11 protein-coding genes are annotated in these 13,273 nt (G+C 75.1%); 3 read left to right on the top strand and 8 right to left on the bottom strand.

Annotated features, from left to right (window positions below; translation table 11 throughout):
- Nucleotides 1-34 precede the first annotated feature (34 nt).
- Nucleotides 35-676, top strand: coding sequence for a DedA family protein (locus tag WAB14_RS04965; RefSeq protein WP_340267977.1), 642 nt, complete (start codon nt 35-37; stop codon nt 674-676).
- Between the two features lie 42 nt (nt 677-718).
- On the opposite strand, the gene WAB14_RS04960 is transcribed toward WAB14_RS04965, so the two are convergent.
- Complete coding sequence (locus WAB14_RS04960) at nt 719-1,783, bottom strand: M23 family metallopeptidase (RefSeq protein WP_340267975.1); 1,065 nt, start codon at nt 1,781-1,783, stop codon at nt 719-721.
- A 175-nt stretch (nt 1,784-1,958) separates the two neighbouring features.
- On the opposite strand from WAB14_RS04960, the gene WAB14_RS04955 reads away from it, so the two are divergent.
- A complete protein-coding gene (locus WAB14_RS04955; protein ID WP_340267973.1) occupies nt 1,959-2,411 on the top strand; it encodes an SRPBCC family protein in 453 nt (150 codons plus the stop codon).
- A gap of 1 nt (nt 2,412) precedes the next feature.
- Here WAB14_RS04955 and WAB14_RS04950 read toward each other — a convergent pair whose 3' ends face one another.
- From WAB14_RS04950 to WAB14_RS04935, 4 genes are all read right to left on the bottom strand, one after another.
- A complete protein-coding gene (locus WAB14_RS04950; RefSeq protein WP_340267971.1) occupies nt 2,413-4,575 on the bottom strand; it encodes a DEAD/DEAH box helicase in 2,163 nt (720 codons plus the stop codon).
- Between the two features lie 196 nt (nt 4,576-4,771).
- On the bottom strand, nt 4,772-6,712 hold the full coding sequence (locus WAB14_RS04945; RefSeq protein ID WP_340267969.1) for a CheR family methyltransferase: 1,941 nt from the start codon (nt 6,710-6,712) through the stop codon (nt 4,772-4,774).
- Nucleotides 6,713-6,721: 9 nt separating this feature from the next.
- Nucleotides 6,722-7,858: a chemotaxis protein CheB gene (locus WAB14_RS04940; protein WP_340267967.1), complete on the bottom strand. Its 1,137-nt coding sequence runs from the start codon at nt 7,856-7,858 to the stop codon at nt 6,722-6,724.
- Nucleotides 7,855-9,126: an ANTAR domain-containing protein gene (locus WAB14_RS04935; RefSeq protein WP_340267965.1), complete on the bottom strand. Its 1,272-nt coding sequence runs from the start codon at nt 9,124-9,126 to the stop codon at nt 7,855-7,857. The genes WAB14_RS04940 and WAB14_RS04935 overlap by 4 nt, the downstream gene beginning before the upstream one ends.
- Before the next feature lie 176 nt (nt 9,127-9,302).
- Here WAB14_RS04935 and WAB14_RS04930 point away from each other — a divergent pair, with 176 nt between their 5' ends.
- A complete protein-coding gene (locus tag WAB14_RS04930) occupies nt 9,303-9,905 on the top strand; it encodes a DUF2231 domain-containing protein (RefSeq protein ID WP_340267963.1) in 603 nt (200 codons plus the stop codon).
- Here the strand turns inward: WAB14_RS04930 and WAB14_RS04925 are convergent.
- The 3 genes from WAB14_RS04925 to WAB14_RS04915 form a co-directional block, all read right to left on the bottom strand.
- A complete protein-coding gene (locus tag WAB14_RS04925; protein WP_340267961.1) occupies nt 9,890-11,662 on the bottom strand; it encodes a PP2C family protein-serine/threonine phosphatase in 1,773 nt (590 codons plus the stop codon). The two genes, WAB14_RS04930 and WAB14_RS04925, sit on opposite strands and share 16 nt — an antisense overlap.
- A 101-nt stretch (nt 11,663-11,763) precedes the next feature.
- Entirely contained in the window at nt 11,764-12,108 is a 345-nt protein-coding gene (locus WAB14_RS04920) for a hypothetical protein (protein ID WP_340267959.1), read from the bottom strand.
- 7 nt (nt 12,109-12,115) lie between these two features.
- On the bottom strand, nt 12,116-13,186 hold the full coding sequence (locus WAB14_RS04915) for a M4 family metallopeptidase (protein ID WP_340267957.1): 1,071 nt from the start codon (nt 13,184-13,186) through the stop codon (nt 12,116-12,118).
- Nucleotides 13,187-13,273 lie beyond the last annotated feature (87 nt).

The raw sequence follows: 13,273 nt of genomic DNA, 5'->3' as shown, positions 1-13,273 counted from the left end.
GGCCTCGAGGACGGGCCGCCGCTACGGTCCGGGCGTGCAGCAGCCCGAGCTCACGGGGGTGGCCGCCTGGGCCGTCGGGGTGATGGAGGCCCTCGGCGGCCCCGGCGCCGGGGTCGTCGTCGCCCTGGAGAACCTCTTCCCGCCGATCCCCAGCGAGGTCGTGCTCCCGCTCGCCGGCTTCACGGCGAGCCAGGGCACCTTCACCGTCGCCGGCGCGGTGGCGTGGACGACGCTCGGCTCGCTCGTCGGCGCGCTCGTCCTCTACGGCCTCGGCCGCTGGGTAGGGGCGCGCCGCGTCCGTGCCGTCGCCGCACGCATCCCGCTCGTCGACGCGCGCGACGTCGACACGGCCGAGCGGTGGTTCCGCCGTCACGGCGAGGCCGCCGTGTTCTTCGGTCGGATGCTCCCGGTCGTCCGCAGCGCCATCAGCGTCCCGGCGGGTGCGGAGGCGATGCCGCTGTGGCGCTTCACGCTGCTCACGACCGCCGGCAGCGCGCTCTGGAACAGCGTGTTCGTGTGCGCCGGGTACCTGCTCGGCGAGAACTGGCAGGCCGTGGCGCCGTACGCGGAGGTGCTGCAGACCGTCGTCGTCGCCGCGCTCGCCCTCCTGGTCGTGTGGTTCGTCGTCGTGCGGCTGCGCCGTCGCCGCAGCGAGGGCGGCGCGGCACCCCGGTGAAGAATCAGGTTCGCCGCCCGGTCCGCCGTCGACCGCGGCGTGTCAGAGGTAGCCCATCGGGTCGACCTGGGTGCCGCCCTCGCGGACCTCGAAGTGCAGGTGGCAGCCGGTCGACAGGCCGGTCGACCCGACCCAGCCGATCACCTCGCCCTTGGCGACGCTCCCGCCGGACTTCGCCGCACCCTGCAGGTGCGCGTAGGCGGTGCTGAGACCGCCGCCGTGGTCGACCACGACGATGTTGCCGTAGCTGCCGTTCCAGCTGGCCGACTGCACGACACCGCTCTCCGCGGCGACGACCGGGGTGCCGCACGACGCACCGATGTCCATGCCCTTGTGGAGGCGGCGGTCGCCGTACACCGGGTGGACCCGGTAGCCGAACGGGGACGTCATCGGTCCGGGGGTGGGGACCGCGAAGCGCCCCCCGCTCGTGAGGTCGGTGGTGATCGCGGCGCGGCCGCTGCGCGAGGCCTGGTCGGCCGCGCGCGCCTCGGCGGCGGCGACCCGCTCCTGGTGCTCGCGCTCGGCGACCGCGAGTGCGTCCTTCGCCCCCTCGAGCTTGGCCTCGATCGCGGCCCGCCGCTCGGCGAGGTCCGCCTCGAGAGCCTCGACCTCGGAGAGCTCCTGCTGCGCGGTGTGGCGCAGGCGCCGCAGCTCCAGCTGGGCGTCGCGGAGGGACCCGAGGGACGCGCTCTTGCGACCCGCGACCACCCCGAGGGTGTCGGTGGACTCGTTGATGCTGAGGTCACCGGTCGCGAGGAGCTCGAGCTTGGGGTCGATACCGCCCCGCTTGTACGTCTCGACGGCGAGGACGACGAGCTGGTCCTCCATGTCCGCGATGCGGGCGGACTGCTCCTCGACGTTCGCCTGTGCGGACTCGACCCGCGCCCGCTGCTCCTCGAGGCGCTTCTCGACCTCGGTGTACTCGGCGGACGCCGCCTCGACCTCCCGGCCGAGCTGTGCGACCTCCTCCTTCGCCGCCTCGACCTCCTCGCGCGACTCGGTGACGGTGGCGTGCGCGGGAGCCGCGAGGACCGCGGTCGCGGGCGCGCCGAGGACCGCGAGGGCCGTCAGGGCAGCGAGGACGGGGCGGGAGGGGCGGGACAGCACGTGTTTCGGTCCTAACGGCAGGGGGTACTGGCAGTTCGGTGGAGTGCGGGACGCAGTCCAGGGGTGCGGGAAGGGGACCCACTGTGTCTCGGATCGGTAACGACGATACTTGACCTCAAGAGGTGGTCGCGACAACCACCTCCCCGGCTGTGGACGACGGGCCTACGCTGCTCCCGTGGTCACGGACCGCATCGACGTCGCGAGCGAGGTCGTCGTCGCCCGTCCCCGCCCCGTCGTGGCGGACTTCGCCGTCGACCCCGCCTCCGTCACGCGCTGGTACGCCCGGATACGGGACGTGCGGCATCTCACACCCGCGCCGCTCGAGGTCGGCTCTCGGCTCGCCTTCGTCGCGCACTTCCTCGGCCGCACGCTCGAGTACACGTACGAGGTCGTGGAGTGGGTGCCGCACGAGCGGTTCGTCATGCGGACCGCCGACGGACCCTTCCCGATGGAGACGACGTACACGTGGGCGGACGCCGCCCCGGGCGCGACCCGCATGACGCTGCGCAACCGGGGGCGACCGGAGGGTCTCTCGCGGGTCGCCACGCCGCTGCTCGCCCGCGCGGTGGCGCGCTCGACGGCGCAGGACCTGCGTCGCCTGCGCGCCGTCCTCGAGGCGGCGGGGTAGCTCAGGCGGCGCGCTCCTCCAGCTCCCGGGTGAGCAGGCTGACGAGCGCCTCGAGCTGGACGTCGACGGCCGCCGCGACCTCCGCGTCGGACCCGTCGAGCGCCCGCGCCGCGAGCCCGGCCTTGCTGTCGATGAGCTCGGCGACGCGGGTGTCGACGGTCTGCGACGCGATGACGCGCCACGCCGTGACCGGCCGGTCCTGACCGATGCGGTGGACCCGGTCGATCGCCTGGGTCTGCTCCGCCGCGGTCCACGACAGCTCGGCGAGGACGACGTCGGAGGCCACCTGCAGGTTGAGCCCGACCCCGGCGGCCGTCAGCGAGCAGACCGCGACCGCGACGTCCGGGTCCTGGACGAACGCGTCGACGGCCTCCTGACGGGCCGTGCGGGTCTGGTCACCCCGGACCGAGGAGTACCGGATCCCCCGGCGCGCGAACGTCTGCTCGGCGGCGTCCATGACGTCGACGTGCTTGGCGAAGAACACGACCTTGCCGACGTTGTGCGACAGCTGCGCGGCGTAGTCCGCGGCGAGACCCGCCTTCGCGCGGCCGATGCGCCGCATGAGGGCGAAGACGTTCTCCCCGGCGGTCTCGTCGGCCCCCTCGCGCTCCCAGCCGGCGACCTGGCGGACCAGGCCGCGGTCGACGGGCAGGCCCGCGACGTCGACGCCCTCCCCGAGCCGGGCGGCGAGCGCGGCGTCGTAGCGGCGCACGAGGCGGCGGGCGAGACGGCGCTCGGCGTCCCGGATGTCGCGGGTGGCGTCGTCGTCGAGCTCGACCGGCAGGTCGGCGACGCGGCGGGCGGGGATGTCCGCGGCCACGTCGACCTTGCGCCGGCGCACGATGCCGAGGTCGATGACGGCGGTGCGGGCGGCGGGGTAGAACGCCCGGTCGGCGGGGGTGAGGCCCGTGTCCTCCAGCGCCCGCATGAGCGGGCCGAGGGGCTTCTTGTCGTCGATCCAGCCGAGCAGCTCCCAGATGGCGTGGAAGTCCTCGACGTCGTTGATGAGCGGCGTGCCCGTGAGGGCCATGACGAGGGGGCGCATGATGCGCGCGCGGATGCGTTCGGCGAGGTGGAGGACGTGCTGCGAGCGCTGCGAGGTCTTGTTCTTGATGAAGTGCGCCTCGTCGACGACCATGCCGCGCAGCCCGATGTCGGCGAGCCAGTCGACGTGCCGGTCGAGGATGTCGTAGTTGACGACGACGATGTCGGCGAAGCCGTCGACGTCCTCCCCGTCGCCGTGCACGACGGTGACGGCGTGCTGCGGCGTCCACAGCCGCGCCTCCCGGGCCCAGCTCGTCTTCACGACGTTCGGCACGACCGCGAGCAGGGGGTAGGCGTCGGCGACCTGCGCGGCGAGCAGCGCCTGCGCCGTCTTGCCGAGACCGGGCTCGTCGGCGAGGAGGAACTCGCGGTGCCCTGCGCGTGCGGCGGCGACGACCCGCGCCTGGTGGGGCATGAGCTCGAGGCCGTCGGGGGTGGCGACGGCCGCCGGGTCGGGCAGGTCCATGCACGAGGACGCACCGCCCTCCTCGAAGGCGCGGAACAGCGGCCCGAGGAGCTCCCAGCTGCTGAGCCGGCCGACGACGGGCCGACGTCGCTCCGCGGCCTCGTGGTCCGGCTCGAGGAACGGGTTGGCCAGCTGCCGGGCGACCACGGACGGCGGGACGGGCCGCCGGTCCTCCTCCTCGTCCGCGGCGCCGTCGTCGGCGTCCCGCGCCGGCCCGGGGCGTCCGCCGCGGCGCCGGTCGCCGGGCAGCGGGAGCGGCTCGAGCCCCGCCGCCTCGTACATCTCGCGGCGGAGGATGCGGGCGTCCTCGGTGACCTCCGCGTCGTCGCCGAGCAGCGGGATGACGGACGTGTCGAGGGCGGCGGTCTTCGCGAGGATCGTGGCGACCCCGTCGAGGCGCTTGAGCTGCTCGGTGCGCCAGGCCTCCCCCTCGGTCGTGTCGGCCTTGACCCGTGCGCGCTCCTCGCGCACGAGGAGGGCGACGACCTGGAACGTCGTGCGCGCGGAGGGGCGGAGGCGGCCGCGGCGCGCGGCGGCCTCGACCTCGCGCACCGCGCGCGCGAGCTGCGGGATGATCCCCTCCTCGTCACGGGGTCGCCGCTCGCGGGTCGCGGTGCCCCCGCGACCGTCGCGCTGCTGGCCTCGTCGAGCCACGTCGGTCCTCCTCCGGCGCCCGTGGCGCCCCGCGGTCGTGCGTCCGGTCACACGGCGTCGCACGTCGAGGCGGTGCCGTCCCGGTGTGGTCGAGACCCGCGTGGGCGGGCCCGTGCGCCCCGCGGGGCGCCGTCGACCGTCACCCCGCATCGTCGGCTGCCCGGGGCGACTCCCCGAGTGTACGGGCCGGCGGCTCCTAGCCGACGACGTCCATGACGACGACCGCGCCGGCCGGCTGATCGGGGGCGTTGCGCAGCGGCGTGACGGTCACCTGCACGCGGACCGGACGGCCGCGGCGGTTGACGGCGTCGAGGGTCGTGACCGCGCCCGCGTCCCGAGCCGGCGGACCGGGGGGGTGCGCCTCGCCGCCGTCGGGGTCGAGGCGGTCACGCACCATCGAGCGCAGGGCGTCGAGCGGGAGGCCGATGTCGAGCGCGAGCAGGTGCTGGCCGACGGCCTCGTGCCGGCGGACTCCCCACAGGTCCTCCGCCCGCTCGTTCCACGCCGTCACGCGCAGGTCGCCGTCGACGACGGCGACGCCGGCGGGCAGGCTCGACAGGACGGCACCCATGAAGCCGTTGAGCTCCTCGATCTCCTCGGTCCGTTCCTGCAGCGACTGGTTGGTGACGTGGAGCTCGTCGTTCATCGACTGCAGCTCCTCGTTCATCGTCTCCAGCTCCTCGTTCGTGGACTGGAGCTCCTCGTTCGTCGTCTCCAGCTCCTCGACGGTCGACTGGAGCTCCTCGTTCGTCGTCTCGAGCTCCTCGTTGCTCGACTGCAGCTCCTCGTAGGCGAGGCCGAGCTGCCGGTTGGCGTGCTCCAGCTCGGTCTGCAGCTGCCGCTGGGTCGTGACGTCCTCGAAGACGACGCTGACCCCGAGCAGCTGCCCGTCGCCGTCGAGCAGCGGGACGGCCTGGACGTCGAGCCGGAGCCGTTCACCGCCTGCGCGGACGTGGTCGACGTCGGGCACCCGCACGGCACGGCGCTCGCGCGTCGCCTGGGCGACGACCGGACCGAGCTCCACCGGCCGGTACGACAGGGGCAGGTCGGCGAACGGCTGCCCGATGTCGCGGGAGGCGAGGGAGAACAGGACGTCGGCGCGGAAGTTCGTCACGACGAGGCGGCCCTCGCGGTCGAGGACGACCTGCGCGGTCGGTGAGGCGAGCATCGCCTCCGTCACGAGGTCGCGCTGCAGCGGGGCGTAGGACGCGGCGTCCGCCGCCGCGGGACCGGGGGGTGCCGTCCGCACCCGCTGCCCGTCGTCGACCTTGCGGAAGAAGCGCCGCTTGATCTCCAGCGGCGCGAACAGGGAGCCGTGGCTCAGCAGCATCTCCGCCTTGCCGAGGAACAGCACCCCGTGCGGCTCCAGGGCGAAGTGGAGCCGGCGCAGCACGACGTCCTGCGTCTGGGCCGTGAGGTACATGAGGGTGTTGCGGCACAGCAGGAGGTCGACGTGGGAGATGGGGGCGTCCTGCACGAGGTCGTTGCGACCGAAGATCACGGAGCGGCGGACGTCGGGCAGCAGCGAGCGCAGGCCCCGGCGTGTCCCCGGCTCGAGGTAGCGGGCGGCGGACGCCGGGAGCCCGGCGAGCTCCCGCTCGTGGTACGAGGCGGCCCGTGCCTGGGCGAGGGCGTCCTCGTCGACGTCGGTCGCGTAGATCTTGACCCGGTCCCGCAGCTCCTCGACGCCGAGGTGGTCGGCGAGGACCATCGCGAGGCTGTACGGCTCCTGCCCGGTCGCGCAGCCGGCGCTCCAGAAGCGCAGGGGCCCGGTCGGCTTGCGGGCGAGCAGGTCCGGCACGACGGACTCGGTGAGGTACTGCCACGCCTCGGTGTCACGGAAGAAGCTCGTGACGTTGATGAGGAGGGTGTCGAAGAGCGCGGTGAACTCGTCGCGGTCGAGGAGGAGGCGGTCGAGGTAGTCCTCGTACGACGTCGAGCCCACGACGCTCATCCGGCGCTGCAGCCGGCGCTCGAGGCTCGCGCGCTTGTAGCCGGTGAAGTCGAACCCCCGCGCCTCCCGGATGTGGACGAGGAGCGCGTCGAGCGCGGCCCCGTCCTCGGGGGCGACCGCGGGCTCGTCGGAGCCGTCGGGTCGTGTCCCCTCGGTCTCCTGTCCCGCGTCCCCGTCGCCCATCCCCTGAGGTTAGCCAGCGGCGGCGTGGGCCGGACCCCCCGCGCCGTCACCCTCGTGGTCGCCGGTGGGGTCGCCGGTGGGGTCCGTCCCGCGGGCGACGAGCGTGCGGATCGCGGTCGCCGCACGGCCCGCCTCCTCGGCGGTCCCGCGGAACTGGGCGGCGGACACCGCGTGCCCCCGGGCGGCGGCTCGCGTCGCGAGCTCGTGGTGGAGCGCCGAGCGCTCCTCCAGGCTGCGCAGCGCCGTCCACAGGGCCGTCTCGTGGCTGCCCGCCTGCTCGGCGGCGAGGCTGCCGGCGGTCCACGCGTGCCCCACCCGGCACCGGAACCGCAGGAGGTCGGCGCCCTCCGGCTCGAGCCGGAACAACGTCCCGTTGCAGTCGGGGCACGAGTACGGGGCCGGGGTGCCCGGGCGGAGCGGGCCGGAGAGCGCGTCGGGGTCGAGATCGGCCATCGCGTCCTCCAGGGCGACGAGGTGGGGGTGGTGGTCGGGGTGGTCGGGGTCATCGATCCGGTCGGGGCGGTCCCGCGGGTCCTCGGTGTCGGGACGCGGCTCGCGCACGAGCCGGTCGAGCAGGGCGGGCATGCCGGCGACGGGCACGACGTGGTCCGCGCCGACGGCGGCGAGGGCGCTGCGGGGCATGCCGGGGTAGACGGCGTCGTCGGGGTCCTGCACCACGGCGACGCCCCCGGCCGAGCGGACCGCCGCCAGCCCGGAGGTCCCGTCGTCGAGCGTGCCGGACAGGACGACCGCGACGGCAAGGGGCCCGCGGGCCAGCGCCGCGGACCGGAAGAGCGCGTCGACGGACGGGCGGTGGCCGTTCTCCGTCGGCCCCCGTGACAGCCGGACCTCCCCGTCCCGCACCAGCAGGTGGTACCCGCCGGGGGCGACGAGGACGCGGCCGCGGCGCAGCCGGTCGCCGTCGCGGGCGGTGCCGACCGGGAGCGGACCGGAGCGGTCGAGGATGGCGGCGAGCGCGTTGGGGCTGTCCTGGGGGACGTGGAGGACCACGAGGAGCGCCGCGGGGAAGTCCTCCGGCAGGCCGGCGACGAGCGTCCGCAGGGCCTCGACGCCACCGGCGCTCGCGCCGACGACGACGGTGTCGCGCCGCCCGGCTGCCGAGCGCGTGTCCGCGTCCGAGGTCACAGCTCGTCCGCGGCGGAGGCGGGGTCGGCGACGACCCGTTCCGCGAGGTGCCGCAGCTTGACGTTGCGGTGCCGGCTGGCGGCGACGAGACGGTCGAAGGCCTCGTCCGGGGTGCAGCCGTACGTCAGCATGAGGATGCCCTTCGCCTGGTCGATGACGGGGCGGGACCGCAGGGCCGCCTCGAGCTGTGTCCGTGTCTCGACGAGCTCCGTCCGCTCGTGGACGACCGCGACGAGCCCGCCCAGGCTCGCCGCCATGAGCCGGACGACAGCGATGTCCCGCTCGTCCGCGAGGCCGTCCTCGCCCTCGGTGTCCCGTGCGCCGTAGACGTTGAGCACGCCGACGGTCCGGTCCGCGACCTGGACGGGGGCCGCGACGACGGAGGCGAGACCCACCTCGCGGGCGCGGTCGGCGAGGCGGGGCCAGCGGGCGTCGCGCGGCACGTCCTCGCTCACCACGAGGTCCTCGCCACGGAACGCGTCGACGCACGGGCCCTCCTCGAGCATGACCTCGAGCCCGTCGACCCGTTGCGCGAACGCGCTGTCGCTGGCCTGCAGGAGCGGTCGCTCCGGGGGGCCGAGGGCGAGGCTGGCGCCGGCCGCGGCGGGCAGGAGCGGGGTGACGAACGAGACGGCCGAATGCAGCAGGGCGCGCGTGTGGTCGGTGCCGTACGCCTGCGGCAGCTGCATGATCTCCGACACGACGTGCGCGAGGTCGAGGGTGCGGCCGGTCGCGCTCGGGGCGTCCTGGTCGGCGAACGCGAACCAGCGGGTCCGCTCGTGGGTGTCGGGGAGCCCGACCAGCACGACGGGCGTCTCCCGCTCGTCGCGGCCGAGGAGACGCAAGGCGATGCTGTGCCGGTCCCCGTCGGCCACGAGCCGGTGCCAGGACCCGGCGAGGCGGGCGCGGTCGTCGGGTGCGACGAAGCTGACGAGCGGCTTGCCGAGCAGGCGGTGCAGCGGCACGACGAGGAGCGTCGACATCCGCGCGTTGGCTTCCACGACGAGGCCCCCGGCGTCGGTGACGACGACCGGCAGCGGCAGCCCCGCCGTCATGCGCTCGACCCAGCGGCGCCGCTCGGCGAGGTCCTGCGAGAGGGCGAGCACGTGGTCGTGCTGCTCCGAGATCTCCTCCAGCGCCGTGCGGAGCTCCTCGAGGGCGACCTCGCGGTCCAGGTCCTCGACGAGCAGGCGGACGGCTCCGTCGTCGTCGGCACGGGCGAGCTCGAGCAGGCGCCGGTGGTCGGGCCGTTCGGCTGGCCGGGGCATGTCGACCTCCCGTCGCTCGCGTGCCGGTCCTCCCAGTCCTACCCCTCCTGGTCCACCCGACACGCGAACCGCGGCCGCGGCATCGGCCCGGTGCCCGGACGCGGCGCCCGAATGCCCCGTCACCGGGTGGGTACCCGCGCTCGTACAGCGACCGCCGACCGGACCCGGGAGCCGCCGTGACCGCCCACCGCTCGACCCCCACCTCCACCCCTGACGACGAACGCGCCCACCGGGGCGGCACACCCGCCACCAGCGCCGACGCCGCCGCCGGGACCGAGCACGTGCCGAGCAAGCGACCGTGGAACCGGCTCGCCGGGCCCTACGGCCACCCCTTCCACCCGGTCGTCGTCACGCTACCGATCGGCGCCTTCGTCACCAGCCTCCTCTTCGACCTCGGCGCGCGACTGGAGCTGGTCGACGCCGTCGGCGCTGCCTTCGCGGCGGCCTGGTTGCTCGTGATCGGCGTCGTCGGCGCCGTCGTGGCCGGGATCCTCGGCGGGATGGACCTCGCGACGATCCCGGACGGCACGTCCGCCAGCCGGACGGCGGTGACGCACGCCGCGGTCAACACGGTCGCGACGGCGCTCCTCGGATTCAGCGCGGGGATCCGCTTCCTCCAGGGCGGCCTCGACGAGGTGTCCGACCTGGCGTTCGGGCTCTCGGTCGCCGGGGTCCTCGTGCTCGGCCTCGGGGGCTGGCTCGGCGGGAGGCTCGCGTACACCTTCGGCGTGCGGGTCGCCCGCGAGAGGGACCAGGACGCCGCCTACCGGCCCCGCTGAGCGTCCCCTCGCCCCGCCCCGTCCGCGGCGACCATGAGGAGGACCGCGAGGTCGTCGTCGAGGTGGCCGCCGTGCCACTGCCGGGCGACTGCCGCGAGCCCGGCGACGACGTCGTCCGGGGCGCTCGGGTCGGCGGCCGCGAGGGCCGCCGCCACGCCCTCGGCCCCGAGCTGGCGGCCGTCGGCGTCCCTCGCCTCCACGAGGCCGTCCGTGAACAGGCAGACGGCCTCGCCGGGCGCGAGCTCGAGGGCCACCACGGACAGGTCCGGGTCCGCGACGAGCCCGAGCGCCGTCCCCGGCGACCCCGCGCCCGACACCCGCCCGTCACGGCGTCGCACGAGCGGGGGCAGGTGCCCGGCGAGGACGAGCTGCACGCTCACCCCCGCCTCGTGCGGGCGCAGGACGAGGTGGGCGAGGGTGCAGAAGCGCTCCGGGTCGCCCGCCTCGACGACGGCGGCGTTGACGCCGCGAAGGACGTCCTCCGCCGGCGCGCCGCGCGCGGCCAGGGCACGAAGGGTGAAGCGCACCCGCGCGGTGACCGCCGCCGCGGCCGCGCCCTTCCCCGCGACGTCGCCGAGGACGGCGCACCAGGCCCCGTCCGCGAGGGGGAAGAGCTCGTAGAAGTCCCCGCCGATCTCCCGCCCCTCGCCGGAGGGCTGGTAGAGCGCGGCGACCGCGAGCCCCGGCACCTCGGGCAGCTGGGGCGGGAGCAGCGCGGTCTGCAGCGCGGCGGCCACCCGCGTGCGTTCCTCGAGCAGCGCGTCGACGCGGCGCCGCGCCGCCAGCCGCTCCGTGACGTCACGGAGGACGAGGACCTCCCCGACCTCCGCACCTGACCGGTCGAGCAGGGGAGAGCGACGCACCTCGACGTCCCGACGGGAGCCGTCGTCGTCCGCCAGCGTCACGTGGTCGTCGTCGCCCGGCAGGAGGGCGTCGACCGGGGCACCGAGGAGCCGCTCCGCACGCAGGAGGGTGCGCGCGGCGCGGTTGACCTCGACGACGCGGTGGAAGGCGTCGACGACGACGACCCCGTCCGCCATGCCGTCGACGACGACGTCGCGCGCGACCCGGGCCAGCGACAGCCGCCGCCCGTGCAGCAGACCCTGGACGAGCACTCCACCGGTGAGGACGAAGAGGAACGGCGTGAGGTCGACGAGGGCGAAGATTCCGACCTCGGCGATGAAGAGGACGTTCGCCAGCCACGGCACGACCGCGGCGACCCCGAGCTCCCACGACAGCCGCCGGTAGGCCCGGCTCGTGCGGACCAGGCCCCGCAGGAACGTCACGAGGGCGACGAGGACGACGACGTAGCCGTAGACGGCGTGGACGACGAACAGCGGTCCCGTCGCCACGACCGGCAGGGCCTCGCCCACCTCGTCGGCCGGCAGGTAGCGGACGAGGTCGTGGGTCCGCGGGACGGCGAGCGCGGTGAGGAGGAGGACGGGCTCGACGGCGAGGAGCGCGACCGTGCGGCGGGTCACCCACGTGCCGCGGCCGGTGAAGTAGAGGACGAACAGGAGGAAGGACGGCGGCACGAGGACGATGCCGACGTACTTGAGGTCGCCCCACAGCACCCGGGCGGCGGGGTCCGCGACGCTCAGCTCGACCGCGCCCGCCACCCCCCACCACGCCGCAGCGAGCAGCAGGACGGCGAGCGGCCGCCCCGCCGGCTGCCGCTCGCGCCGGGCGACCGACAGCGCGAGCGCGGCGAGGGCGATCCCTGCCGCGACCAGCAGCCCGGCGAGCACCTGCGCCATGTCACCCATGGTGACCCACCGGGCGACGCGGGGTGAGACCCGGCGCGCCGGTCCGCCCGCGCGGACCAGCGCCGACCGGACACGGACCGCAGCGGCGCCCGTCAGCGCCGCAGGCTCGTCATCGCCTGCCGGAGGAGCCGCACGGCCTCCTGCAGCCTGTCGGGCACGGCACCGTCGTGTGCGACGGCCGTCGCCCCGCGGTACGTGAGCGTGTACCGCTGCCGGTCCGCCCCGGGGGGCGTGCCGGCGCCCGGGACGACGGCGTCGAGCCCGCCGGCGCGGTCGAGGGCCGCGGTCAGCTCGGCCACGGTCGAGGCGGGGAGCCGCCCGGTGGAGCGGTGCCCGCTCACCTCGACCTCGGCCGTGCCGTCCGGGTGCACCGTGAGAGCCCGAGCCTGGCCGGTGTACCCGCCCTCGACCTCGAACCGGACCGTGTCGTCGGCCACGCCCGCCTCAGCCCACCCCGACGGCACGCCAGGCGCTCCGCACGATCTGCGTCGCACCCTTCGGCACGGCCCCGGACTTCACGAGGATGCGGGCGGACGTCGCGACCTGCTCGGCCGCCTGCGCGAACGTCGCGTCCGGGGGGAGGGCCTGCAGGGCGTGGTACCAGATGCGCGTGGCCTCGAAGGTGTCGCCGAGCTCGGTGGCCGCGAGGTAGAACGCCCGGTTGGGGATCCCGGAGTTGATGTGGACCCCGCCGTTGTCGCCGCTGCCGGTGTAGCGGTCGGTGTAGTGCGCCGGCTGGGGGTCCGTGCCGAGCACGGGGTTGTCGTACGCGGTCCCGGGGTGGGCCATGGACCGCAGCGCCTCACCGTAGAGGTCCGGTCCCATGATCTCGTCGCCGATGAGCCAGTCGGCCTCGCTCGGGCTCTCGCCGGTGTGCCACTGGGTGATGGCGGCACCGAAGACGTCGCTGAAGTGCTCGTTGAGCGCCCCGGACTCGCCCTGGTAGACGAGACCCGACGTGAACTGGGTGACGCCGTGCGCGAGCTCGTGCGCGACGACGTCGAGGGAGCGGGCGAACCCGGAGAAGATCACGCCGTCGCCGTCGCCGAAGGTCATCTCGTCGCCGTCCCAGAAGGCGTTGTTGAACTCGACGTCGAAGTGGACGTTGAGGACGAGGTCGAGCGCCCGGTTGTCGATGGACTCCCGCCCCAGCCGGTCGGCGAAGAACGACCGCACGATGCCGGCGTTGTCGTAGGCGTTGAGGGAGTCCGCGTCGTCGGTCTCCCGGTCGCCCTCGGCGCGCACCAGCCGCTTGCGCTGGACGGTCGTCGACTCGCAGTCGTACACCTCGCGGCGCGACGTGCCCGTGCTCGGTGGGGCGGCTCGCTCACCCTCCGTCCCGGCCGCCGGCCCCGTCGTCCCGCCGACGGCGGCGATGGCCTGCGCCCGCCGGGTGCGCGCGTCGTCCGCCAGGCGGAGCTGCTCGCTGTCGTCGGCGGTCGTCCTGCCCTCGCCCACGACCTCCTTCTGCACGTACGGGGGGACGAACCAGCAGGTCTGTGCGTGCTCGCTCATGTCGTTCCTCCTCGCCGGTCGCCGGGGCGGTCCTGGCGTCACGCGAGGCAGGAGGGAGGTCGCGCGGCCGCTGATACGGCGGCTCAG

It is taken from the genome of Aquipuribacter nitratireducens (genome assembly GCF_037860835.1).
In the GTDB taxonomy this organism is placed as follows: Bacteria; Actinomycetota; Actinomycetes; order Actinomycetales; family JBBAYJ01; genus Aquipuribacter; species Aquipuribacter nitratireducens.
Note: the sequence above shows the minus strand (reverse complement) of the source record. Positions and strands in the feature narration are given on the sequence as shown.

Bases quoted from the DNA above. Each gene is read 5' to 3' on its own strand.
- WAB14_RS04925 (WP_340267961.1), bottom strand. From the start codon at position 11,662: ATGGCGCAGGTGCTCGCCGGGCTGCTGGTCGCGGCAGGGATCGCCCTC.
- WAB14_RS04935 (WP_340267965.1), bottom strand. From the start codon at position 9,126: ATGCCCCGGCCAGCCGAACGGCCCGACCACCGGCGCCTGCTCGAGCTC.
- WAB14_RS04945 (WP_340267969.1), bottom strand. From the start codon at position 6,712: ATGGGCGACGGGGACGCGGGACAGGAGACCGAGGGGACACGACCCGAC.
- WAB14_RS04915 (WP_340267957.1), bottom strand. From the start codon at position 13,186: ATGAGCGAGCACGCACAGACCTGCTGGTTCGTCCCCCCGTACGTGCAG.